Below are 24514 nucleotides of genomic sequence, written 5' to 3'. Positions count from 1 at the left end.
GGGTCAGCCGAACTGGCCCACCACGTAGTCGCCGGCCGGCTGCCGGGCGATCACGTTCAGGCGGTTGTAGGCGTTGATGAGGGCGATCAGGGACACCAGCGCGGCGAGCTGCTCCTCGTCGTAGTGCTGGGCGGCGTTCGCCCAGGCCTCGTCCGTGACGCCGCCGGCCGCGTCGGCGATGCGGGTGCCCTGCTCGACGAGCTCCAGCGCGGCGCGCTCGGCGTCGGTGAAGACGGTGGCCTCGCGCCAGGCCGCGACCATGTTCAGGCGCAGGGCGGTCTCGCCGGCGTGGGCGGCCTCCTTGGTGTGCATGTCGAGGCAGGGGCCGCAGCCGTTGATCTGGCTGGCCCGGATCTTCACCAGCTCCTGCGTCGCGGCCGGCGGGGTCGAGTCCGTGATGACCTTGCCCGCCGCGCCGAGGTACTTCATGAGCTGGGGCGCGAGGGGGCTGCTGAAGAGGTTGAGGCGGGCGTCCATGGTGTTCTCCTTGCCGTGTCGACGGTTACACGGCAAGGACGGAGCGGCCCGGCGCGGATGTGACATGCCGGCGGGCCGGAGGCGTGTGACGTGCGTCACGAGAGACCGGCGGGTCCGGGCCGGGCGGCGGCGCCCTGGAACAGCAGCCCGGTCAGGGACCGGAACACCTCCTCCGGGGCACGGTCGCCCACCGGGTCCGTCAGGTTGTGGGTGAGGAGCAGTGTCGCGAACCCGTGGGCCAGGGACCAGGCCGCGATGCCCGCGAGGCGTGCGTCGTCGGCGGTCTCCTCCGTGCCGGTGCCGGTGCCGGTGTCGGTGCCGGAGGCGTCGGAGAGGCCGGAAGTGACGGGGGTGACGGCCGCGCGGAGGCGGTCGCCCGCGCGGGTCCTGGCCCGCTGGAGCTCCGGGTCGTCGGGGTGGTGCAGGTCCGGCTGGAACATGACCTGGAAGTGCGCCGGGTGGTCCATCGCGAAGCGGACGTAGCGCACGCCCGAGTCGGCGAGGTTCGCGGCGTCTTCCAAGGTCTCGGCGAGCAGGTCGTAGCCCTCCGCCGCGATGGCGGTCAGCAGGCCGGCGCGGTCCTTGAAGTGGTGGGCGGGGGCGGCGTGGGAGACGCCCGCGCGGCGGGCCAGGTCGCGCAGGCTCAGGCCGGCCGGTCCGTCGGTGCGGATGACGTCGAGGGCGGCGGCGAGGACCGCGCGCCGCAGGTCGCCGTGGTGGTAGCCGCGCTGGGGGGTGGGTGTGCTGCTCATGCGGTCAGCGTAGGCGCCATCTAGGCGTTGACAAGTTCGGGAGGGGGGTGGAGGCTGGGGCAGTCCAATCTAGGCAGTGACTAGATGAGGGGGAGTGGTTCCATGTCCGAGATCGAGGCCCAGACACGGGCCGGGCAGGCCCGAATCCAGGGTCAGGTCCAGGGGCAGGTCCAGGCCCAGATCCAGGGCCAGATCCAGGGCCAGATCCAGGGCCAGGTCCAGGTCCAGCGGGCCCGGTTCCAGGCCGGGTTCCGGCCGGACCCGGCGCGCGTACGGCAGATGTGGCATCTGCTCGAACCCCTGCACGCCGTCGTCTACTACGCCCCCGAGACCTTCGAGGAGGCCGCCGCGCTCGGGTACGCCACCGGGGAGCGCTGGCCGAGCTACTTCGCCTGGCGCGCCGCGCCGCTCGGCGCCGTGGGGGCCGGGCCGGTGGCGTCGGCGTTCTACAGCTTCAGCCCGGAGATGGTCGCCCGGTACGTGGCCGGGGCGTGGGAGACCGCCGCTCCCGGCGACGTGCTGGCGGCGCGGCTGCGGGGCGTGGACCGCTTCTACCGGCGGCTGCTCGGGGACGCGGTGGACGGCGAGGAGCTCGCCGAGGCGGCGGAGCTCGCGCGGCGCGCCGCCGAGGCCGCCGTGACGGCGGGGCGGCCGCTCGCCGCCGCGAACGCCGCACTGGAGTGGCCCGAGGCGCCGCACCTCGTGCTGTGGCAGGCCGCGACCGTACTGCGCGAGCACCGTGGCGACGGGCACCTGGCGGCGCTGCTCGTCGCGGAGCTGGACCCGGTGGAGGCGCTGGTGTCGTTCGCCGCCGTCGGCGCCGCGTCCGCCGAGACGTTCGAGAGCCGCGGCTGGAGCGGGGGCGAGTGGGCCGCCGCCCGGCAACGGCTCGCCGCACGCGGGCTGGTGGCCCTCGAGGGCACGGCCACCGACGCGGGACGCGCCCTCCGCGCGGAGGCCGAGCGCCGCACGGACGACCTGGCCGCCGGCCCCTGGGCGGCGCTCGGCGACGAGCCCATGGCCCGGCTCGCCGAACTCCTCGGCGGCGTATGGGTCGCGGTCCTGGGCAGTGGGCTCCTGCCGCGCGAGAACACCCTCGGGATCGGCAAGGTGTAGCACCGAGGGGCCCGGCTCCCTGCGGCTGACGGGCCCTCGGGATCGGCAAGGTGGAGCGCGCGCGGGGCCCGGCTCCCGCTCAGCCCCTACGATTCGGGCATGCGTACGCCTCGAAGGGTCCTGCCCGCCGTGCTGCTGGCCGCCGTCGCGACGTTCGCCGCCGGGTGCGGCCCCGGTGCGAACGACGGCGCGGACGGCGGTGCGTCAGGCCCGCCGGGCTCCTCCTCGCGCGCAGCCCGCCCGCTCGACAACCCCGACGGTACGAAGCCGGGCCTCGCGCCCCTCACCTCCGAGGGCGAGCGCGCCGAGGCCCGGCGGCTCCTGGAGCGCGTGGCGGTGAAGGGGCGCGGACCGAAGACCGGGTACGACCGCGACGAGTTCGGCTACGCCTGGATGGACACGGCCGACGGCGTACCGCTGGCCCGCAACGGCTGCGACACCCGCAACGACCTGCTGCGCCGCGACGGGCGGCAACTGCGGTTCCGCGAGGGGTCCGACTGCGTGGTCATGGCGATGACACTGGCGGACCCGTACACCGGCCGGACCATCGAGTGGCGCAAGCAGGACGCCGCCGAGGTGCAGATAGACCACGTGGTGCCGCTGTCGTACAGCTGGCAGATGGGCGCCTCCCGCTGGCCGGAGAGCAAGCGCGAACAGCTCGCGAACGACCCGCTGAACCTCCTCCCGGTCGACGGGCGCGCCAACTCGGCGAAGGGCGACTCCGGTCCGGCGTCCTGGCTGCCGCCGGACAAGGGGATCCGGTGCGCCTACGCCGTGCGCTTCTCGCAGGTGGCCGTCAAGTACGCGCTGCCGGTGACCGCGGCGGACAAGGAGGCGATGCTGCGGCAGTGCGGCGAGGGCTGAGCCCCCGTGCAGACGCCGGTAACCCGATAATCAGTGCGGCGGGGTGGGCCTTTCGGGACACAATCACCCCCATGTCTCGTACCGCCGCACGCCTGCTCGCCGACCTCGAACCCCTCCCGCACGCGCAGCGGTTGCGGCACCTCGGCCACGCGGCCCGCGATCTGGCGCGGGACGGGGGACTGCCCGAGGTGCTGGCGGAGTGGGACGGCCTCGGCGGCAGCGAGGGCCCCTACGCGCGGCGGCTCGCGGCGATGGCCGCGCTGGCCGGGCGGCAGGCCGACTTCCTCGCGGAGCGGCTGACCGACCCCGACGAGGTGGTGCGCGGGTACGCGCTGCGCGCCGCCCGTACCTTCCCGCTGCCGGACGCCGTGATCGAGGCCGCGTACGGGGACGCCTCCGAGGCCACCCGGCGCGCCCTCACCCGCGTCGTACAGCGGGGGCGCCGCACGGCGCTCGCCGAGCACCTGGTGGAGCGGCTGCGCGAGGAGTGGGGGGACGCGGAGGCCGCGCGGCTGCTGTCCGTGTGCTCGGCGCCGTTCGTGGCGCGGACGCTGCCCGCGCTCGCGTACGCCGTCGAGTCGTGGACGCAGCTCGGCCGCCGTCACCCCGACGCCGTGCTCGACCATGCCGCACGCGAACTCGCCGTGCAGCCCCTCCATCTGCGCGCGGCCTGGTGGCAGGCGCACGCGCGGGGGATCGCGGCCGCCGCGCCCGCCCGGCCGCTGCGGGTGCTCGCGCTGCTGGAGGCGTACGGGCCCGGCGTCCTGCCGGCGCCGCTGTGGGACAAGCTGGGCGTACTGGCGGATGCCGACGCCGAGCGCGTCGTACGGTGGCTGATCTCGCCGGAACGGCCGGCGCAGCGCTACGAGCCGCTGCTGCCGGCTTCGGTGCTGCGGCGGATCGCGCGCGCCGACCCGCCCTCCCTGCCCGCGCTCGCCCGCCACTGGGTGCGCCGCACGGAGCAGTTCGCCGCGCTGCTCAAGGCGGTGGCGCCGGGGCGCCGCGGTGAGCTCCTCGACACGGCGATGGAGGGCACGGACGGCAGGGTCACGATCGCGGACGCGGTGCTCGCCGTGCTCCCGCGCGAACGGCGGTGGGCGGAGGCCCGCCACTGGGTGCGCACGGGCCGCGAGGAGGGGTGGTACTGGACCGAGATCCTGGAGACGCTCGCCCAGTGCCCGGTCGCCGAGGCCCGCCCCGAACTGCTGGAGGCGCTGCGGCGGCCCGACGCTACCGAACGGGCGCTGGTCTGGCCGCTGCTGGCCGCCAACGTGGACGCGTCCGGCGACGCCGCCGACGTACGCGACCTGCTGGACCTGATGAGCACACGGCTCCGCAACGAACAGGACCCGGTGCGTGCGGCGGCGCTCGAAGCGCTCGCCGGCGTACGGGCCGAGCTGTTCACGGCGGAGTGCGCGGGCGCCCTCGACCAGGTCGTGCGCGACGCGCTGGAGGCGCGCGACGGCTCCCCGCGCACCCGGGGCGCGCTGCGCCGCCTCGCCCTCGCGGTGCTGCGCGCCCACGTGCCGGACGGCGACGCGGCCCTGCGCGACTGGGCCCTGTCCGCGCTGGAGCGGATCGCCGGGCACGTGGGCGTCGGCGACCTCGGCGCACTCCACCGCGGCCTGCCACGCGGCCAGGAACAGCGGCTCTTCGAAGCCCTGCGGCCCTGGCTGGAAGCCGCCGCGCACAAGGGCGACCACCGCCCGCTCCTCGCGCTGGTCCAGGCGCTCGGGCCGCGCGCCCACCGGATGGAGACCCTCCAGCGGATGCTGGAGGACGCCCTGGCGTCCGGCGACGACAGCGCCTTCGAGACCGCGGCGCGGCTGTGGCTCGAACCCGCCGCGACGCGCGACGAGCGGGCCGGGCGGCTCCTCGCCCTCGAACCGTCGGCGGCCGTCCTGCCGTCCGTGCACCACGTGCTGGCGGCCCGCCGCACCGACCTCCTCGACGCCGTGACCGGCCGGACCCCGCCGTACGGGCGGTTCCTCAAGCCCGGCACCCGCCGCCCCCTGCCCCTCTTCGGGTACGCCCACCGGTGGCTGCCCCGCCAGCAGGCGGCGGCGGCCCGGCTGGCCGCCGAGGCCGTCGCGGACGCGACCCTGCCGCTCCACGAGCGGGCCGCGGTGCTCCGGGCGTCGGCCGCGTTGCCGGTGCACGGGCGGGCGCTCGCGCTGCGGTACGCGCGGGGAGCGGAGGGGGACGGGCCGGCCGAGGTGGTGCTCGTCGAGGCCGCTCTCGGCGCGCTGGTGTGGACGGAGCAGCCGCAGCTCGCCCTGCCGCTGCTGCTGGCGCACGCCGGAGGCGACCGCGCCCGGGTCGCCGTGTACGCCGCGGGGCGCGCCGCCCGCTATGCCGCGCCCTCCGAACTGGACGGCCGGCTGCGGGCGTTGCTGACCGCGAGCGACGGCGTGAAGGTGACCAGCCGCAAGGAGGCCGTCCGGCTCGCGGCCCGCCACCTGCCGCCGCACCGCGCCGCCGCGCTACTGGCGGCCGCGTACCGCGCACCCGGCGCCCACCCGGACGTCCAGGCGGCCGTGGTCGCCGCCAGCACCGGACTCCTCGGGCGCGAGGAGGCGTGGGCGGTCCTCACGGAGGCCGCGCGCGACGGCGCCGAGCAGGTGCTGCGGGCGCTGGTGTGGGCCGAGTACGGGGCCGTGCCGGCCGCCCACCGGGCCCGGTACGCGCGGCTGGTGGGGGAGGTGTGCCGGTCCGCCGACCGCGATGTCGCGGCGGCCGCGCTGGAGAGACTGCCGCGCTGGGCCGCGGACGCACCCGAGGTGGCGGACGTCCTGGTCGGTACGGTCACCGCTCTGGAGGAGCGCGTCGGAGCGGGCGGTTGGCAGCGCCCGTGGCGCGCTGCCGCGCAGGCCGTCACGACGCTCGCCGTCTCCGGTCTGCCGCACCCGCTGGGCGGCGCGGCGCCCGGGAGCCTGCTCCACGACACGGTGGACCGACTGCTCACGGCCGTCGCGGCCGGGGAGTACGAGGCGCTGGAGGACCGCGACCTGCCGGCCCGGCAGCGGCTGCTGTCCCTGGTGGACAACCTGCCCGCGGACCAGGGCCAGGGGGCCGGCGCCCGCCTTGTGGCGGAGGCGGTCGCCGCGCAGCTGGCCACCGAGCCGTCCCTCGCGGCCGCCCGGGCCCAGCTCCTCGTGAGCCTCGTGGACCTCGATGCGGAGCCGTCGGAGCTGACGGCCCGGCTGCGCGCCGTCGCCGACGCCGTCGACGGCAGGCCGGCGCTCGCCGCCCGGATCGCCGGCCGGCTGGGCTCGCGGGTCGCGGTCATGCACCGGGCGCAGGACCCGGCGCCGCTGCTGGCCGCCGCCGAGGGGTGCGCGGCGGCGGGCGACCCGGGTGCCGGACTGCTGGCCGTCGACCTGGTGCACACCCTCGGCGTCCGCCTCGGCTGGCCCGCGCCCTGGCGGGCCGCCCTGCGCACCCTGCGCCGCCACCCGGTGGCGGACGTCCGGGACGCGGCGCTGACGGTGACGGTGGAGCGGGAGTGAGGCTGGCGGGGGCGAGGCGCCCCGGGGGATGAGGCGCCCGGGGTGCCCGGGGGTGAGGCGCCGTGCGTGCCCGGAGGTGAGGCGCCCCGGGGGTGAGCCGGCGGAGAGGTTTCCGGGAGGGGGCGCCTGGGGGCGAGGTAGCCCGGGCGAGGCACCTGGGGCCGGGGCTTCCGGGCGGGAGACCCCTGGAGGGAGGCTCCTGGGGCCGGTGCCGGGAGCGGTGCTTCCCGCAAGGGGAGGCGTCAGCCCGTCTTGACCCAGTCCTTGCAGCCGGTCGTCTTGAAGTACGCGTCGCTCGCGGTGATCTTCACGATGGCCGTGCCGGAGACGTTGTCGTTGGCGAGGATCGCGTCCGAGCTGTGGGAGGCGTCCTTCGCGCGCTCCCAGTAGCACATGTCGTCCTCGTTGCCCGTGGACTTGTACGTGCCGGGGGCGAGGTCCGCGCCCACCTTGTACATGCCGCCGTCGCCCTTCGCCTCCGCCTTGGGCGTCCCGGCGGCCTTCTCGTCGACGGCCTCCCAGTCCTTGCAGCCGGAGGACTTGAATACCTTGTCGCTCGCCTTCAGGAGCACGTAGCTCGTGCCCGTGACGTTGTCGTTGGCGAGGATGGAGTCGGTCTCGCCGGTGGAGTCCTTGGCGCGCTCCCAGTAGCAGAGGCCGTCGTCGTTGCCGCTCGTGCGGTACAGGCCGGGCTGGATGTCCTTGCCGACCTCGTGGTCGCCGTCGCCCGCGATCGAGGGCGCCTTCTTCGCCTCCTCCGGCTTGGCCTGCTGCTCCTGCTTGCCCTTGGTGTCGCCCGACGCCGTCTTGGGGGACGAGTCGTCACCGCCCGAGCCGACCGCGGAGGCGATCGCGACGACCACGACGACCGCGCCCAGGCCGGTGAGGACCTTGTGGCGGGCGAACCAGCCGCGCTTCTTCTCCGGCCGGCCGTGCTGCGGCTGCTGGGGCTGCTGCGGGGCGTACATGGACTGAGACATGGCTGTGGCACCTTCCCGGGCGCTGGAGTTGCTCCGTTGTTCGATGGGTCAATCACAGCAGAGCTTGTGAACCGAGTCAACAGAGTTCACGGAAATCGGATCGGCTCACACTGTGAACCGTTGGATCGGTATGCTCGTTTCTTCAGCGCGGTGAGAGCGCGGACGAGGGGAGACGGACACGTGCCGCAGGAACGCACAGCAGGCACAGCAGGCACAGGGGGCACCCCGGCAGCGGCGCACGCGGTAGCCGCGGTGGGTGCGGCGGCCACGAGTGCCCCGGCAGCCGCGCCGGAGGTCACCGCCGCCGGTATCGCCCGGCTCGCGGGGGTGGGACGCGCCGCCGTCAGCAACTGGCGCAGGCGCCACGCCGACTTCCCCAAGCCCGTCGGCGGCACCGAGACCAGCCCCTCCTTCGCCCTCGCCGACGTCGAGCGATGGCTGCGCGACCAGGGCAAGCTCGCCGAGGTACCGCTGCGCGAGCGCGTCTGGCAGCAGCTCACCGCCCACCCCGCCGGGCCCCTCACCGCCCTCGTCCACGCGGGCTGCGCCCTGCTCCTCGTCCACGAGCGGCCCACCGGCTGGCTGGAGCGGTCCGCCCTCCCGGACGACCGCCTCGCCGACGCCCTGCCGACCGCCCTGGAAGAGGTGCTCACCGCCCGCTTCGGCACCCCCCGCTCCGTACGCACCCCCACGGCGGCCGACCTCGCCCCCTCACTGTCGCTGCTGCGCGGCGCAGCCGAACTCGCCGCCCAGCTCGGCGGGGCGCGCCAGGCGTTCGAGTTCCTGCTCGGACGGCACCTGGACGCCAACCCCCGCCAGTACACGCTCACCCCGCCCGGTCTCGCCGAGCTGATGGCCGCCCTCGTCGGCCCGTCCCCGCGGACCGTGCTCGACCCGGCCTGCGGCACCGGCGGGCTCCTGCGCGCCGTCGACCGTGCCGTCGACCGGGCCGACACCCTCCACGCCCAGGACGCCGACCCCGATCTCGCCGCGCTCACCGCGCTGCGCCTCGCCCTGCACACGTCGGCCGAGATCCGCACGGCCGCCGCCGACACCCTGCGCCGCGACGCCTTCCCCGGCCTCGCCGCCGACGCCGTCGTCTGCCACCCGCCGTTCAACGAACGCGACTGGGGCCACGACGAGCTCGCCTACGACCCCCGCTGGGAGTACGGCTTCCCGGCCCGTACGGAGTCCGAACTGGCCTGGGTCCAGCACGCCCTCGCCCGTCTCCGCGACGGCGGCACCGCCGTCCTCCTGATGCCCCCGGCCGTGGCCTCCCGCCGCTCCGGCCGCCGCATCCGCGCCGACCTGCTGCGCCGTGGCGCCCTGCGCGCCGTGATCGCCCTGCCCGCCGGGGCCGCGCCCCCGTACGGCATCCCGCTGCACCTGTGGGTGCTGTGCCGGCCCGGCGCGGACCAGCGACCGGACCCCGAGCTGCTGTTCGTCGACACGACCGGGCTCGTCCCGGACGGCGGTCGCGACAAACTGCCCTGGCCCGCGCTCCAGTCGGCGGTGCTCGACGCCTGGCGCGGCCGCGGGGACCACCCCGGCGTCCCGGGCGTGAGTCGCTCCGTACCCGTCATCGAACTCCTCGACGACGACGTCGACCTCGCCCCCGCCCGCCACCTGCCCGTCCCCGCCCCCGGCGGCTCGGCGGCCGGCCTCGAAGCCGTACGCGACCGCCTCGGGGCCACCCTGCGCCGCACCATGGAGCTCACGCCGCCACCCGCCGCGCCCGCCGGGAGTGCCGCCGCCCGGCCCCTCACCACGGTCGGCGAACTCGCCCGCGCCGGAGCCCTCCAGCTGCGCGCCGGCGGCGCCGGCACGGCCCCCTCCGGCCACCCCGTCGCGGTCCTCACCGAGCACGATGTGCTCGCCGGCACGGCCCCCTCCGGCACCCTCCCCGACGGTCCCCCGGAAGAACCGGTGCTCACCGAGGAGGGCGACGTCGTCGTCCCCGTCCTCGGCGGCGGCTCCGTCGCGCGCGTCATCGACGCCGCCACGGCCGGCGCCGCGCTCGGCCGCAACCTCCAGCTGCTGCGGCCCGACCGCACCGCACTGGACGCCTGGTTCCTCGCCGGCTTCCTGCGCGGCACCGCCAACAACCGCCGCGCCAGCAGCTACGCGTCCACCGCCACCCGGCTCGACGTACGGCGCCTGCGGCTGCCCCGGCTGCCCCTGGCCGAGCAGCACCGCTACGGCGAACGCTTCCGCGCCCTCGCGGAGTTCGAGGACGCACTGCGCCTCGCGGGACGGCTCGGCGAGCAGCTGGTGCAGGGCCTGTACGACGGTCTGGCGGACGGCACGGTGCTTCCCGAGTGAGCTGAGCGAGCCGAGTGATCAGCTGGTCGGCCGTTTCGTACAACCCTGGGGCGGCTGTCGGTGTCGGTGTATACGCTCGAGTTCCTCTGATCCGCACCCCCTGGAGCGACGTATGCACGGGCACGCGCCCATGACGCCACCGCGTCCCGCCGTGACGGCGGGCGTGATCGCCGTGCGCGTGATCATCTGCATGCTGATCGTGCTGACCCTGGGCATGCTCGCCTGGGTGGCCATGCTCCGGATCGCGATCGTGCGCCGCACGGGCCGTGACTGGACGCTGTTCTGGTGCCAACTGGCGTTGAACATCGGCTGTCTGGCGAGCCTGGAGCAGCGCTTCGCGGACCACTGGATCTCGAACGTCGGCATGGCCGGGCTGCTGCTGCAGATGGTCGGCGTCGTCGTGTACTACCTGATCGTCGACATCCACCACCGCGGGCGCGTGGCGGCGCAGGCGGCGCCCTTCCACCCGGCGCCACCCGTACCGCCCGTACCGCACATGCCTCCCTACGGCCCGCCGTCGCCGCAGCAGCCACAGCAGCCGCAGCCGTACGGATACGGCCCGCCGCCCGCGCAGCCCCAGCCGCCCACACCCCCCGCGCCACCCCAGCCCCAGCAGCCTCAGCCGCCGCCCCGCATCGACCAGGTCCGTGCCGAGCTCGACGAGCTCAGCCAGCTGCTCCGCCAGGACCCCGGGAACGGCGGGGGCGAGCGCCGGTGAGCGGACGGATCATCGCCGACCGGTACGAACTGTCCACCGTCATCGGCCAGGGCGGCATGGGCCAGGTCTGGACGGCCTACGACGGCCGCCTCGACCGCCGCGTCGCCGTCAAGCTGCTGCGCCCCGACCACATGGCCGCCGCCACCGCCGCCGAGGAGATGCGCCGCCGCTTCGTGCGCGAGTGCCGCGTCACCGCCCAGGTCTCCCACCCCGGCCTGGTCACGGTCCACGACGCGGGCAGCGACGGCGACGACCTGTACCTCGTCATGCAGTACGTCGAGGGCGCCGACCTCGCCGACCACCTCGCCGAACACGACCCCTACCCCTGGCAGTGGGCCGTCGCCGTCGCCGCGCAGCTGTGCGCCGTGCTCGCCGCCGTGCACGCCGTGCCGATCGTCCACCGCGACCTCAAGCCCCGCAACGTGATGGTGAAACCGGACGGCACCCTCACCGTCCTCGACCTCGGCGTCGCCTCCGTCATCGACACCGACACCACCCGCCTCACCCACACCGGCTCGCCCGTGGGGAGCCCCGCCTACATGGCGCCTGAGCAGGCCATGGGCGGCGCCGTCGGCCCGTACACCGATCTGTACGCCCTCGGCGTCCTCCTCCACGAACTCCTCAGCGGCAACGTGCCCTTCGCCGGCTCCACCGCCCTCGGCGTCCTCCACCGCCACCTGTACGAGCCGCCGCTGCCCGTGCGCCGCCTCCGCCCCGAGATACCGGAGGCCCTGGAGACCCTGGTGCTGCGGCTGCTCGCCAAGGACCCGCAGCACCGGCCGTCCGGAGCGCAGGAGGTGTACGAGGCCCTCGCGCCGCTGCTGCCCGTGCGCGGCACCCCGGCCGGGCCCCTCGACCCGACGCGCCCCTTCCTGCGCCCGTACGCGCCCTGGCCGGACCGCGCCGCCACGCCCCCGCCGCCACCGCGCCCGCCGGTGCCGCCCGCCGCCACGCGGCCCGACGTGGCCGCAGCCGTGGACGAGGTCAAGCGGCTGCTCGGCGAGGGGAGCATCACCCAGGCCGTGGACATCCTCGGCGGCATCCTCCCGGCGGCCGCCGCCGAGCACGGCGAGCACTCCCCGGTCGTCCGCATCCTGCGCAAGCAGTACGCGACGACCCTGATGGACGACGGCCAGTACCGCCGCGCCCTGCCCGAGCTGCGGCGCCTCGCGGACGACCGGGCGGCCGAGGCCGGTCCGGGGGACCCGCAGACGCTCCAGTTCCGGTACGACGCGGCGCTCTGCCTGGAGCAGCTCGGCGAGACGGCGGCCGCCCTCGCCGAGTACCGCGCGCTCCTCCCGTACTACGAGAACGGCACCGGCACCCAGACGACCGGCGCCCCCGACTCCGGCCGCGCCTTCGACCTGCGCCACCGCATCGGCCACCTGTTGCTGGCGATGGGCGACCACTCGGCCGCGTACCAGCAGCTGCAGAGCCTGCTGTACGACACCGAGCGGGTCTACGGGCCGTACCACCCACAGGCGGCGGAGCTGCGGCGCGCGCTGGAACGCCAGCAGCAGATACGCACCTTCTAGCGGGGGTACGACGACGACTCGTCAGGCGGACGACCTACGCGTCCGCCCGGCAGTACACCGAGTCCGCCACCCGCCCCAGGCCCGTGAGCTCCGCGGGTCGCGGCTGGTCGCCGAGGACCACCACCGCGCCCGGTGCGGCGAGTTCCCGCGCCGCCGCCGCGTCGTGCCCGTCGCCGTTGAGGACGATCACGCCGTAGCGCCGGTCGCCGACCTCGTCCCGTACGGCCGCCTCGGCGAAGGAGCCCCGCACCAGGCGTGCCGTGTCGCCGGCCGGGTGCCCGCCGCCGAGCGCCAGGTTGCCGCGTACGACGTCCTCGCGGGCGGGCGGGCCGTCCAGCGGGTCGACGACAACCGTCAGCCGCGCGTCGAGGCCACCGCGCTGGAGCATGCGCCGCAGCGCCGCCGCGAACAGGCCGTGCCGCGTGCCGAGCTCCAGGACCTCGCCGTTCGGCGGCGCGAGGAGCGGCACGGTCGCGAGCCGTCCGCACACGTCGGACAGGGACCCGCCGAGCCCGCCGGCGCCGAGCGCCTCCAGCGCGACCAGGTGGCGGTACGCGACGGTGATGTCGTGCCGCACGCGCTCGCCGCGCTCCCCGGTGACGGCGGCGACCTCGCGCACCAGCGTGTCGACCTGCGTGGCGGTCGGCATCCGGTCGCCGTCCCGCCCGGCCCGGTCGAGCAGCAGCCCGAGCCCGTAGCTCTGCCGCCGCAGGTCCGCCACCTCGTGGTGCAGGGCGTCCAGATCGGACTGGAGCGCGGTCGTGGCGCGCTCCAGGCGCTGCTCGACCAGGGCGAACGCGGGCTTCAACACCCGCTTCGCCAGCCGGTTGCTCAGTAGAGAGGGCATGCGCCGCAAGCTACGCCGCACCGCCCGCGCGCGGGCCACGGGACGGTGCCGCTCCGGTGAAGTCTTGGTGGCGCCCAGTGGGCCGCCCGTACCGTCGCCGCCGCAGCCGTACGACCGCCCGGCACGTCCAGCCCGCCCAGACCGCCCACACCACCGTCGCCGCCGCGCCGACCGCCGCCCCGGCCCGCAGCCCCGGCGGCCGGAAGGTACAGCTCACCGACGCCTGACCCGCCGTCACCGGTACGGCGACGAGCCCCAGGTACGCGTCCGCCGGGCGGCCCTCGCACCGCCAGCCCGCGATGCGCGGTGCCGCCAGGACCGCCGTGCCGGCGGTCCGGGTGCCCGGCGGCAGCTCCGCGCGCACGCCGTCGGGCGTGACGTCGACCGCCACCGCCGCGGTCGCCCGCAACCGCGCGACGGCCGCCGTGAGCCGTGCCCGGTCCAGGCACCCGACGCTGCCGGAGGGCGGCACGGAGCCGCGGCCCTCCAGCACCACCCGCGCGCCCGCCGTGCGCTGCGTACCGAGCGGCGCCATCGCCGCGCGCCGCTTGGGCAGGCCACCGCGCAGCTCCACGGGCGGGCTCACGGGCGGGCCGCCCGCGTCGCCGAGCCGCGCCGTCCCGGTGAAGTCGGGCGCCCACACGAAGACCTCGCTGCCGACCGGGCACGCGCCGTCCTCGGGGAGGTCGTAGACGCGTGACCCGAGCAGCAGTTCCTGGTTGCGGAACGCCGAGTCCCCGTACCGGAGTTCCGCACTCCGGGGCCGGACCGTCACCAGCGGCAGCGCGCCTCCGTCCCGCCGTACGGCATCCGGCCCCCGTACCCGCGCGCCCACCCCGAACAGCGCGTCCGTCACCGGGTTGTCCAGGGACTGCACGCTCCGCCCGTTCGAGGTCCAGCCGCCGCCGAGCGCCGCCAGCGTGCGCGTCAGCACGGCGGGCGTGTGGCTGCTGTAGTACGCGGCGCCCTGCCCGCCGACCAGCAGCGGGTCGTTCCCGGTCAGCTGCGGCCGCCCGGGGTCGGTGCGGTACCGCGGCCACCCGTCCGCCCCGGCCACCGCCGCCGCCCGCGCCGCGTGCTCCCCGCCCCACGCCGGGTAGTCGTCCAGCCGGGCCGGCCGCTCCCGGTCGGCGTACGCCGTGGTGGCCGCCGCCTGCACGACCAGCGCGCCCGCCAGCAGTACGGCCCCGGCCACCGCGCCGCCGGACGGCCGGCGGCGTACCAGCGCGAGCGCGCCCACCGAGGCCGCCAGCCCGCCCGCGAACAGCGCATACGACCACCGCGTCGCGGAGGTCCCGGACACCGAGGCCGCCGCCACCACGCCCAGCACCAGCGTCCCGCCGAGCAGCGCCCGCCGCCCGGGCCAGCCGTACGACACGGCCGTCCACGCCGCGATGACCACCACCCCGGCGAGCACGAACGTCTGGCGGTACGGGCTGCCGTTGGGCGTGGCGAAGACGTGCCACACCAGGTGCGTGGGCTCCCACTGCAGCGACAGCAGGACCCCCGCCACCAGGCCGGAGAACACCCACCGCTCACGCACCGGCACCGCGCGGTGGAAGGGGAGCGCCGCGGCGAGCAGCAGCGCGCCCGTCCCGACGAAGAGCGCCGGGGTGAAGAAGCCGTACGTCGCCGGGAGCGTGCGCGCCGCCACCTCCGCCCACCCGGCCGCCCGGAACTCCCGCGTCCACCCTGGGTACGCGTGCCGCGACCCCAGGAACACCGGCACCAGCACGGGCGCCGCCAGCCCGATCCCCAGCAGCACGGTCCCGGCGGCCCGGCCGAGGGCGCGCCACCCGCCGACCCCACGCGCCAGCAGCACCAGCGCGGCGCCGAGCGTGGCCATGTACGCGGTGTAGAAGTTCGCCACCCAGACCAGGGCCACCACCAGCGGCCCGAGCAGCGGGCGCCGTCCCGTGCGGACCCACTCGCCCACCAGGCACAGCAGCGGGAAGCCGATCAGCCCGTCCAGCCACATGGGGTTGTACGACGCCTCGACGACGGCCCAGCCGCACAGCCCGTACGACGCGCCGAGCACGCCCGCTCCCCACCAGGGGCCGGTGGCGCGCAGCGCGAGCAGCAGGACGGCCATGGCGCCCGCGGCGACCGCCGTCTTCAGGACCGTGATCACGTACACCGCGAGGTTGATCTCGTCGCGCGGGAAGAGCGCGACGAGCGGTGCGAAGGGGCTCGACAGATACGTGCCGAGGTCCGGCAGGAGGGCGGTGCCGTACCCCGACCGCCAGTTCAGCAGCAGCCCGCCGTCCGCCCGCCCGTGCAGCAGGTCCCACAGGTGGGCGTGGAACGGCACGAACTGGTTGCCGAGGTCGTTGACCGCGCGCGTACGCGGGCCGAAGGGGAAGGTACGGGCGACGGCGTCACCGGCGCAGACCGCGAGCGCGGTGAGCAGCCCGGCGAACACACCGGGGAGCGCACCGGCGAACACACGGGGGAGCGCACGCGCCCGGAAGGCGTCTCTCTGCATGATGGCGCCGAATATGCCAGCGCCCCGGCCCCGGAAAGTGGGCTTCGTACGCCAGTTCACGCAATGGTCGCCGGGCCGCCATGCGAAGCGACCGCCGGCGACACACGGGTCCGTTGTCGTACTTCCGTGCTGATCTCGATTGTCGTGCCGTGCTTCAACGAAGAGGAGATCATCGGCCGCTTCCACGCCCGCGTGACCACGGAGCTCGAACGCCTCGAAGCCGAGACCGGGACGGGGTTCGAGCTGGTCTACGTGGACGACGGAAGCCACGACCGTACGCTCCCGCTGCTTCAGGAGACGGCCGCCCGCGACGCCCGCTCCCGTACGCGCTACGTCTCCTTCAGCCGGAACTTCGGCAAGGAGGCCGCCATGCTGGCCGGCCTCCGCCACGCGACCGGGGACGCCGTCGTCGTCATGGACGCCGACCTCCAGCACCCGCCCGAGCTGCTGCGCCGCATGCTGGAGCTGCACGGCGAGGGCTTCGACCAGGTCGTCGCGCGCCGTACCCGCAAGGGCGACCGCGTCACCCGCACCCTCGCCGCCCGCGCCTACTACCGGCTGGTCAACCGCCTCGTCGACGTCGAGCTCGTGGACGGCGTCGGCGACTTCCGCCTCCTGTCGCGGCGCACCGTCGACGCGGTCCTGGAGCTCACCGAGTACAACCGCTTCTCCAAGGGCCTCTTCGCCTGGGTCGGCTTCCGCACGACGACGCTCGCGTACGAGAACGCGGCCCGCGAGCAGGGCCGCTCGAAGTGGACCTTCCGCCGGCTCCTCAACTACGGCCTCGACGGTCTGCTGTCCTTCAACGACCGACCGCTGCGCGCCGCACTCCACCTCGGCCTGCTGCTCGTCTCCCTCGCCGCCGCGTACGCCGCCTGGATCGTCGGCGCGGCCCTGGTGAAGGGCGTCGACACCCCCGGTTACGTCACCCTCCTGGTCACGGTGACGGCGCTCGCGGGGGTCCAGATGGTGATGCTCGGGGTCGTCGGGGAGTATGTGGGGCGTATCTATTACGAGGTGAAGCGCCGCCCGCACTTCCTGGTGAAGGCGTCGAACACCACCGCGCCGCCACCCCGGCGTGACCGTTCAGGGGAGCTCGTACGCCGATGACCGTCCAGGGCCAGAGCCGGGGCCGGGTCCAGGGCAAGGTCCGGGGCCAGATCGTCAGGTTCGCGCTCGTGGGCGTGGTGAACACCGCCACGTACTACGGCTTCTACCTGCTGTTCCTGTCCCTGAGCCTGCCCTACGTGGCCGCGCACGTCGTCGCGTTCCTCCTCTCCATGACCGGCTCCTTCTTCCTGAACAGCCACTTCACCTACCGCACCCGGCCGACCTGGCGGAAGTTCCTGCTGTTCCCGCTCACCAACGCCGCCAACTTCGTCATCACGACGAGCGGCGTCTGGCTCCTGGTCGACGTGGCCGGCCTCTCCAGCCGCTACGCCCCGCTCCTCGCCGCGGCCGCGGCGATCCCGATCACCTTCGTCGTCTCGCGGACGATCATGCTGCGGCCCGAGACCCCGCGCACCGGTGAGTCGTTGACGGAAGCAGTGGCCTCGAAGTAGTGGCCTGAGCCACATTCACTGCCTACCATCGATCATCGCAAGGTCGTTCCACTGACGCACGACCCACGCCGGGAGGCTCCTTTGCACCGCCTGCATCGACGCCGTCGCACCGCGCTCTCCGTCTCCGCCGCACTCCTCGTGGCCGGGCCCCTGCTGGCGGGGTGCGGGAGCCAGGCGCATCCAGGGGCCGCGGCCGTCATCGACGGGCAGCGGATCGAGGTGGCCGCCCTCCAGGCACAGGTCAAGGACGTGCGCAGTGCGCAGGAGGCGTCGCCGCAGGCCGCGGAGCTGGTGAAGGCGACCGGGGACCTCAACCGCGAGAAGCTCAACGGCATGATCTTCGACCGGGTCGTGGAGAAGGTCGCCGCCGACCACGGCATCACCGCCAGCCGCAAGGAGATCCAGGAGACCCGGCGCTCGGCGGCCCGGCAGACCGGCGGCGAGGAGCAGCTGGCCGCGATGCTGCTCCAGCAGCAGGGCGTGGCGCCCGACGAGATCGACGCCGTCGTCCGCCGCAACGTCCTCATGAACAAGATCGCCGAGAAGCTCGGGGCCACGAATACGCCCGAGGGGCAGAAGAAGCTCACCGAGGTCTTCGCCGCCGCCTCCAAGGCACTCGACATCGAGGTGAACCCCCGCTACGGCACCTGGGACAACGACAAGATCCAACTGGGCGAGTACCGGGCCCCCTGGATCCGGGAGCTGGGCGCCCAGCAGCAGATGTAGGTTCGTGGGGTGAACGCTGACACCCCCGGCCGTATCGTCCTGCTCACCGCCAGCCACCGCGTCGCGCCCGGGCTGCTGTCCTGGCCCGCGTGGCAGACGCTGCACGCCGCCGACCGGGTGCTGTGCGCCGACGCCGACCACCCGCAGCTGCCGTACCTCCGCGAGGCGGGCGTCGCCGTGGAGATCACCGCGCCCACCGCGCAGGAGCTCGTCGACGCCTGCGCCGGCGGCCGCACCGTCGTGGTCGTCCCGTCCGGCGAGGGCGACAGCGCCCTCACGGACGGGCTGGCCCGCATGGCCGGCTCCGGCCGCGTGGCCATGCCCGACCTGGAGCTGCTCCCCGGCTCGTACGACCTGCCGGGCGCCCGGCTGCTGGACCTGGTCGAGGTCATGGACCGCATCCGGCGCGAGTGCCCCTGGTCGTCGCTCCAGACCCACGAGGGCCTCGCCAAGTACGGCATCGAGGAGGCGTACGAACTCGTCGAGGCCATCGAGGACGGCGACCGCGACGAGCTGCGCGAGGAGCTCGGCGACGTCCTCCTCCAGGTCGTCTTCCACGCCCGCATCGCGCAGGAGCACGACGAGGAGCCGTTCTCGATCGACGACGTCGCCGGCACCATCGTCGACAAGCTCATCCACCGCCACCCCCACGTCTTCGGCGAGGAGCGCGCCGAGACGCCGGAGGAGGTCAAGGAGCACTGGCTCCGTACGAAGGCGATCGAGAAGCAGCGCGAGTCGGTGACCGACGGCGTCCCGCTGGGCCAGCCGGGCCTCGCCCTCGTCGCCAAGCTCGCGAGCCGCGTGCGCAACGCCGGACTGGACGTGCCGCCGCCGTCGGGCGAGGGCATCGGCTACGAGCTCCTCGCCCTCGCGGTCCGCGCCGAGGCCGAGGGCGTCGACCCGGAGGCGGCGCTGCGGGCGGCGGGGCGGGCGTACCGGGACGCGATCCGCGCGGCGGAGGGGCGGTAGGTTTCCTCACGGGACGAACGGGGCGGGGCCATGGACGAGGAGACGCGGGCGGCCGAGGTCGCCGCCGTGCGCAATCAGGTGTCCGGCGGCGGGTTCTCGGCCGTCGTCCAGTCCGGCTCGATCGGCGCCGTCCACGTCGGCGCTGCCTCGCCGCCCGATCCTTTCCTCTGGCTGCCGGTCCGCGAGACGGACCCGGTGGCGCTGGGCGGCCGTCACTATGACGGCACGTACGTCCTCCGGGACCGCGACGCCGAACTGGCGGAGCTGAGCGGGCTGGTCGTCGTCACCGGCGAGCCGCTGTCCGGCAAGACCACGACCGCGTGGGCGGCGATGGTCCGCGCTCTGCGGGACCACCAGGTGTGCGTCCCCCCACCGGGCGCGGACCTGCGCCCCCTGGCCCGGCACGAGGGCGGCCCGTGGGTGCTGTGGCTCGACGACCTGGAGGGCCACCTCCACGAACGCGGCCTCGACGCGGGGCTGCTGGCCCGGCTGACCAGCCAGGGTGTGCCGGTGCTCGCCACCATGTCGGACGCGGCGTACGACGAGCACCGCTTCGGCTCGTCGGCGTACGCGCGGGTGCTGAGCCGGGGCAGGACGGTGGAGCTGAGCCTCGCCTGGAGCGCCGATGAACTCGCGCGGCTGGCGGTGAGTGGCGACCCCCGTCATGGGCGTGCACGGCGGTGGCGCGGAACGAGCCCAGTGACCCAGTACCTGGGCCTCGGTCCCGACCTGTGGGCGGAATGGCAGCGCGCCCGCCGCCCGGCCAACCACCCCCGTGGCCACCTGGTGGTGCGGGCGGCCCTCCAACTGGCGCTGTGCGGGCTCATGGCGCCGCTGCCGGTGGAGCTGCTGCGTAAGACGTACGAGTTGTACGGCCCCGACTCCTCGGGCGAGTCCTTCGAGGACGCCCTCGCCTGGGCGGCCCGACCCCGGCTCGGTATCACGGGCCTGCTTGTCGAGACGGGCGACGGGTGGCGTCCGTACGGCTCGCTGATCGCGGACGCGCTGCGCTCGGACGCCGTGCCGGCGCCCTCGGACGCGGTCTGGGACGCTGCCCTCGCGTACGACCCTGAGACCGTCACGCCGGTCGCGCGCGTGTACTACCAGGAGAGGGCGGAGGAGGGGTACACGGAGGCGATGTACCGCCTCGCGCGGCTCACCGACGACGAGGCGTGGCTCCGGAAGGCCGCCGACGCGGGCCACACCGGCGCCTGTCGGGAGCTGGGCCGGTCGCTCGCCGGGCGTGGTGAGATTCGCGAGGCGGAGCGGTACCTGGAGGCCGCCGCCGGAGCGGGGGACGCGGAGGCGGCGTTGGAGTTGGGGAAACTGCTCCGGGAACGGGCAATGGAGTGGCTGACCACGGCCGCGGACGCGGGCAACCCGGAAGCGGCGCACGACCTGGGGGACCTGTGCTTCGGGTCAGGGCAATACGGCAAGGCCTTTTCGCGGTATGAGCAAGCGGCCGAGAGCGGGTACAGCCAGGTGGCCGGCAGCCTGGGCGCGATGCACCGTTACCGCAACGAGGAACTCCTGGCGCGGGTCTGGCTCCAGCGAGCCGCCGATGCAGGGGACACGCGGCGCGAGAAGGAACTGCCGGAGTACAGGGTGGACACCGTCGAGGATGCTGAGGAGTGGTTCCTCGAGGCCCTGTGGCCCCAGGACCTCGCCAACCTCGGCGTGTTCCTCGAAGAGGACGGCCGCGTCGAGGAGGCCCGCGGGCGCTACCTCCAGGCGTACGAATCCGGCGACCCCTACGGCGCCTTCCGCCTCGCCCGCCTCCTCGCCAAGGAGGGCAAGCCGGAAGAGGCACGCGCCTGGATGCGTAAAGCCGCTGACGCCGGGCACCCCGGTGCCGTGAAGGCACTCGCCGCCGAGGGGGACGGGGCGGATACCGTCGAGGGGTGAACGCCCCGAACCATCCGAACACGCCGCCCGAGCTCTTCACCTGGGAGTTCGCCACCGACCCCTACCCCGCCTACGCCTGGCTCCGGGAGCACGCCCCCGTGCACCGCACCAAGCTGCCCAGTGGGGTCGAGGCGTGGCTCGTCACCCGGTACGCGGACGCGCGGCAGGCGCTCGCCGACCAGCGGCTCAGCAAGAATCCGGCGCATCACGACGAGCCCGCGCACGCCAAGGGCAAGACCGGCATTCCGGGGGAGCGCAAGGCGGAGCTGATGACGCACCTGCTGAACATCGACCCGCCGGACCACACCCGGCTCCGGCGCCTGGTGTCGAAGGCGTTCACGCCGCGGCGGGTGGCGGAGTTCGCGCCGCGGGTGCAGGAGCTGACGGACCGCTTGATCGACAACTTCGCTACAAAAGGGAGCGCCGACCTCATCCACGAGTTCGCGTTCCCGCTCCCCATTTACGCGATTTGCGACATGCTCGGCGTCCCGCCCGAGGACCAGGACGACTTCCGGGACTGGGCCGGGATGATGATCCGGCACGGCGGGGGGCCGCGTGGCGGGGTCGCGCGGTCGGTGAAGAAGATGCGGGGCTACCTCGCCGAGCTGATCCACCGCAAGCGCGAGGATCTCGGGGACGACCTCATCTCGGGGCTCATCCGGGCGAGCGACCACGGCGAGCACCTCACCGAGAACGAGGCCGCGGCGATGGCGTTCATCCTCCTCTTCGCCGGGTTCGAGACCACGGTCAACCTCATCGGCAACGGCGTGTACGCCCTGCTGCGCAACCCCGGCCAGCGCGCCCGGCTGCAGGAGTCCCTCGCGGCGGGCGAGCAGGGGCTGCTGGAGACCGGGGTCGAGGAGCTGCTGCGGTACGACGGGCCCGTGGAGCTCGCCACGTGGCGGTTCGCGACCGAGCCGCTGACCATCGGCGGGGAGCGCATCGCGGCGGGGGACCCGGTGCTGGTGGTGCTCGCGGCCGCCGACCGGGACCCGGAGCGGTTCGCGGAGCCCGACACCCTGGACCTGGCGCGGCGCGACAACCAGCACCTCGGGTACGGGCACGGCATCCACTACTGCCTCGGCGCGCCGCTCGCCCGCCTCGAAGGGCAGACCGCGCTGGCGACGCTGCTGACCCGGCTGCCGGACCTCCGGCTCGCGGTGGATCCTGCCGATTTGCGGTGGCGTGGGGGGCTCATTATGCGGGGACTGCGCACGCTCCCGGTCGAGTTCACCCCCTTTGCGGGGCCCTCGGATATGACGATCCGTCAGTAATGTGATCTTCGCGTAATCTCCGCTGCATCGACTTGTGACTAGCGTTCGAATGCCGCTACGTTCACCGTCACCTCAGCAGTCACGCGAAAGGCACACCGCATGCGCTCCGGGAACGGCAGGCACCGTCGACCCCGTCAGGCCCCCGCCATCGTTGTCGCGGCAGGGGTGACCGGATCCGCCATCGCCCTTCCGCTGCTCGGCGCCGGCTCCGCGTCGGCCGTCGACGCCCACACGTGGGACCGGGTCGCCGAGTGCGAGTCCGGCGGCGCGTGGAGCGCCGACATGGGCAACGGCTTCTACGGCGGACTCCAGCTCTCGCAGGAGACGTGGGACGCGTACGGCGGCAAGCAGTACGCCCTGCGCCCCGACCTCGCCAGCCGCGCCCAGCAGATAGCCGTGGCGGAGCAGGTCTACGCCGCGACGGGCGTCAAGACCTGGGAGACCTGCGCCCCCATCGTGGGCCTGGGCGGCACCGACGCCGCGCCGGCGAAGGGCGCCACGCCCGACGCGTCCACCGACGCCGCGACGCCCGAGGCCACGCCGGACGCCGCTCCCGAGACGCCCGCCCCGGCCGAGTCCGACGCCACGCAGCCGGTGGAGCCCACGGAGCCCGTGGCCCCGGCCGACCCGGTCGAGAGCCTCCTGCCGACCGAGCCCGCCGCGCCCGCCGCGCCCGCCGAGCCCGCCACGCCCACCACGCCGGACGCCGCTCCGGATGCGGCCGCCCCGGCCGCCCCGCCGGCCCCCGGCACCGGAAAGCACCGCGGCGCGCCCGACCCCGCGGAGCCCCCGGCGGCGACGGACCTGGCGGCCACGGACCCGGCCGCACCGGAAGGTGACGCCGCCACCGGCGCCGACAATTCGGTCAGCGGGCGCGAAACGGACGGCCATGCCTCGCGGAGTGACGGCGCGGCACGCGACCTGGCGGACGCCCAGCCGGGCGCGTACACCGTCCGCCCCGGCGACAGCCTCTCCGCCATCGCCGCGGAGAGGGACCTCGAAGGCGGCTGGACCGCCCTCTACGACGCCAACCGCCAGACCGTGGGCGAGGATCCGGACCTCATCCTCCCCGGCCAGAGCCTCGATCTGGCTCCCGCGCAGCCCTAGTTGACCGGGGCCAGGCAGGGGCTATTGGTGCCTCTATGTCCGGGTCTGCGCCAGTGAGACATGAGTCTCTTTGTGCCAACTGGCGCCTCACGAACGCACGATGTGTCCGTTCCGCCCCTCACCTGCGCAAACGTCCGTCAAGCCGCGGGCGGTAGGGGCGGATTGACCCGGATGTCCGTCTTTGAACTTCAGTGGGCTCTGTGTTTACGGTCGTCATCGCTCGCCACCGCGGGCCCCTTCGACCGGTACGCCGAATCCTGCCGCCGGCCGTGAGGGAACAGTCGTCGCGTGATGCGCCGAAGGCAGGAGCGGGGGACCCAAGGTAGGTGCCGGCCCCCGGCCGTCGGATGACGGTACGTGAGCCGGCTTGGGGTGAGGCCGCGCGAGAGCGCGGCGGGGCAGCTCATCAGCCCTAACCCGACAGCTCACCTCGTAGGCGTCGGTGAGGAGATGCTCCATGCTGTTTTCCAGCAAGGTTTCCGGCAAGGCCAAGCACCGTCGCCCGTCCAAGGCGGTCCGTTTCGCCGCGTTCGCCGGCATCACCGGCGTCGCCGTGGCCGCCCCGCTGATGGGCGCCACCTCCGCCTCGGCCGCCACCTCCGCCGAGTGGGACAAGGTCGCCCAGTGCGAGTCCGGCGGCAACTGGTCCATCAACACCGGCAACGGCTACTACGGCGGCCTGCAGTTCTCGGCCTCCACCTGGGCCGCGTACGGCGGCACCGCGTACGCCTCCACCGCCGACCAGGCCAGCAAGGCCCAGCAGATCGAGATCGCCGAGAAGGTCCTGGCCGGCCAGGGCAAGGGCGCGTGGCCGGTGTGCGGCGTGGGCCTGTCCAACGCCGCGTACAACGGCGGCGCCGCCGAGCGCACGGCCGAGCAGCCCACCACCCGCAGCGAGCAGCGCACCGCGCCGAAGGCCGCCCCCAAGGCGCCGAAGGCCGCCGAGTCCGCGCCGAAGGCCGCGTCGAAGACCGTCACCACCCCGACCGGCAAGAAGGTCGAGAAGGGCGACGGCGAGTACAAGGTCCAGGCCGGTGACACGCTCAGCACCATCGCCGCCGAGAAGAAGGTCGCGGGCGGCTGGGAGAAGCTGTTCGAGCTGAACAAGGACATCGTCGACGACGCCGACCTCATCTACCCGGGCCAGCAGCTCCATCTGAGCTGACCCCCCGAAGGCCCCGGCCCGCCGCTCACAGGGCGGGCCGGGGCCTTTGTGGTTACCCGCAGGTAAACCTTGCGGGGTTTTGCCCCGCATTCGGGGCCCTCGGGTCGTTTTTCGTCCCACGAGGCGGGCGTCGGCTGGCCCCGGCCCCCCGGCCGGTTAGGCTCTTGTCGCACGGCGCAAGGCCAAAGAGACCCTGCACCC

The 24514-nt window shown here is 74.6% G+C and carries 19 protein-coding genes and 1 riboswitch; of the genes, 14 read left to right on the top strand and 5 right to left on the bottom strand.

Going from position 1 to position 24514, the window contains the following annotated elements; translation table 11 throughout:
* Positions 1 to 3: 3 nt before the first annotated feature.
* A complete protein-coding gene (locus ACZ42X_RS15185) occupies positions 4 to 477 on the bottom strand; it encodes a carboxymuconolactone decarboxylase family protein (RefSeq protein ID WP_468289148.1) in 474 nt (157 codons plus the stop codon).
* A gap of 95 nt (positions 478 to 572) precedes the next feature.
* Positions 573 to 1229: a TetR/AcrR family transcriptional regulator gene (locus ACZ42X_RS15180; RefSeq protein ID WP_468289144.1), complete on the bottom strand. Its 657-nt coding sequence runs from the start codon at positions 1227 to 1229 to the stop codon at positions 573 to 575.
* Positions 1230 to 1508: 279 nt separating this feature from the next.
* Here ACZ42X_RS15180 and ACZ42X_RS15175 point away from each other — a divergent pair, with 279 nt between their 5' ends.
* The 3 genes from ACZ42X_RS15175 (at position 1509) to ACZ42X_RS15165 (ending at position 6718) form a co-directional block, all read left to right on the top strand.
* Positions 1509 to 2345, top strand: coding sequence for an SCO6745 family protein (locus ACZ42X_RS15175; RefSeq protein WP_468290132.1), 837 nt, complete (start codon positions 1509 to 1511; stop codon positions 2343 to 2345).
* A gap of 99 nt (positions 2346 to 2444) precedes the next feature.
* Positions 2445 to 3209, top strand: a complete 765-nt coding sequence (locus ACZ42X_RS15170) for an HNH endonuclease family protein (protein ID WP_468289141.1) — start codon at positions 2445 to 2447, stop codon at positions 3207 to 3209.
* 71 nt (positions 3210 to 3280) lie between these two features.
* Entirely contained in the window at positions 3281 to 6718 is a 3438-nt protein-coding gene (locus tag ACZ42X_RS15165) for a hypothetical protein (RefSeq protein WP_468289138.1), read from the top strand.
* Between the two features lie 242 nt (positions 6719 to 6960).
* Here ACZ42X_RS15165 and ACZ42X_RS15160 read toward each other — a convergent pair whose 3' ends face one another.
* On the bottom strand, positions 6961 to 7698 hold the full coding sequence (locus ACZ42X_RS15160) for a hypothetical protein (RefSeq protein ID WP_468289135.1): 738 nt from the start codon (positions 7696 to 7698) through the stop codon (positions 6961 to 6963).
* 252 nt (positions 7699 to 7950) lie between these two features.
* Here ACZ42X_RS15160 and ACZ42X_RS15155 point away from each other — a divergent pair, with 252 nt between their 5' ends.
* From ACZ42X_RS15155 to ACZ42X_RS15145, 3 genes are all read left to right on the top strand, one after another.
* Positions 7951 to 10020 carry an N-6 DNA methylase gene (locus ACZ42X_RS15155; protein ID WP_468290129.1) on the top strand — a complete coding sequence of 690 codons (2070 nt, stop codon included), beginning with the start codon at positions 7951 to 7953 and terminating at the stop codon, positions 10018 to 10020.
* A gap of 130 nt (positions 10021 to 10150) precedes the next feature.
* Positions 10151 to 10738, top strand: a complete 588-nt coding sequence (locus ACZ42X_RS15150; protein ID WP_468289132.1) for a hypothetical protein — start codon at positions 10151 to 10153, stop codon at positions 10736 to 10738.
* Positions 10735 to 12273 carry a protein kinase domain-containing protein gene (locus ACZ42X_RS15145; protein ID WP_468289129.1) on the top strand — a complete coding sequence of 513 codons (1539 nt, stop codon included), beginning with the start codon at positions 10735 to 10737 and terminating at the stop codon, positions 12271 to 12273. The genes ACZ42X_RS15150 and ACZ42X_RS15145 overlap by 4 nt, the downstream gene beginning before the upstream one ends.
* Positions 12274 to 12307: 34 nt before the next feature.
* Here ACZ42X_RS15145 and ACZ42X_RS15140 read toward each other — a convergent pair whose 3' ends face one another.
* On the bottom strand, positions 12308 to 13120 hold the full coding sequence (locus ACZ42X_RS15140; RefSeq protein ID WP_468289126.1) for a class I SAM-dependent methyltransferase: 813 nt from the start codon (positions 13118 to 13120) through the stop codon (positions 12308 to 12310).
* 10 nt (positions 13121 to 13130) lie between these two features.
* On the bottom strand, positions 13131 to 15605 hold the full coding sequence (locus tag ACZ42X_RS15135) for a YfhO family protein (protein ID WP_468289123.1): 2475 nt from the start codon (positions 15603 to 15605) through the stop codon (positions 13131 to 13133).
* A 126-nt stretch (positions 15606 to 15731) separates the two neighbouring features.
* Between ACZ42X_RS15135 and ACZ42X_RS15130 the strand changes: the two genes are divergently transcribed.
* The 8 genes from ACZ42X_RS15130 (at position 15732) to ACZ42X_RS15095 (ending at position 24313) form a co-directional block, all read left to right on the top strand.
* A complete protein-coding gene (locus tag ACZ42X_RS15130) occupies positions 15732 to 16715 on the top strand; it encodes a glycosyltransferase family 2 protein (RefSeq protein WP_468289120.1) in 984 nt (327 codons plus the stop codon).
* On the top strand, positions 16712 to 17167 hold the full coding sequence (locus tag ACZ42X_RS15125; RefSeq protein WP_468289117.1) for a GtrA family protein: 456 nt from the start codon (positions 16712 to 16714) through the stop codon (positions 17165 to 17167). Before ACZ42X_RS15130 ends, ACZ42X_RS15125 begins: the two co-directional genes overlap by 4 nt.
* A 90-nt stretch (positions 17168 to 17257) precedes the next feature.
* On the top strand, positions 17258 to 17893 hold the full coding sequence (locus ACZ42X_RS15120) for a SurA N-terminal domain-containing protein (protein WP_468290127.1): 636 nt from the start codon (positions 17258 to 17260) through the stop codon (positions 17891 to 17893).
* Between the two features lie 9 nt (positions 17894 to 17902).
* The gene (locus ACZ42X_RS15115; RefSeq protein WP_468289114.1) at positions 17903 to 18862 is read left to right on the top strand and encodes a nucleoside triphosphate pyrophosphohydrolase; all 960 of its coding nucleotides are present in this window, start codon (positions 17903 to 17905) and stop codon (positions 18860 to 18862) included.
* Positions 18863 to 18892: 30 nt separating this feature from the next.
* Entirely contained in the window at positions 18893 to 20767 is a 1875-nt protein-coding gene (locus ACZ42X_RS15110) for a tetratricopeptide repeat protein (RefSeq protein WP_468289112.1), read from the top strand.
* Entirely contained in the window at positions 20764 to 22041 is a 1278-nt protein-coding gene (locus ACZ42X_RS15105) for a cytochrome P450 family protein (protein WP_468289109.1), read from the top strand. Before ACZ42X_RS15110 ends, ACZ42X_RS15105 begins: the two co-directional genes overlap by 4 nt.
* Positions 22042 to 22206: 165 nt before the next feature.
* Positions 22207 to 23148 carry a transglycosylase family protein gene (locus tag ACZ42X_RS15100; RefSeq protein ID WP_468289106.1) on the top strand — a complete coding sequence of 314 codons (942 nt, stop codon included), beginning with the start codon at positions 22207 to 22209 and terminating at the stop codon, positions 23146 to 23148.
* A gap of 284 nt (positions 23149 to 23432) precedes the next feature.
* A riboswitch (cyclic di-AMP (ydaO/yuaA leader) is annotated at positions 23433 to 23602 on the top strand.
* A gap of 3 nt (positions 23603 to 23605) precedes the next feature.
* Positions 23606 to 24313 carry a transglycosylase family protein gene (locus tag ACZ42X_RS15095; protein WP_361418291.1) on the top strand — a complete coding sequence of 236 codons (708 nt, stop codon included), beginning with the start codon at positions 23606 to 23608 and terminating at the stop codon, positions 24311 to 24313.
* Positions 24314 to 24514: the final 201 nt, after the last annotated feature.

It is taken from the genome of Streptomyces sp. NPDC030862, from assembly GCF_055571835.1.
Note: the sequence above shows the minus strand (reverse complement) of the source record. Positions and strands in the feature narration are given on the sequence as shown.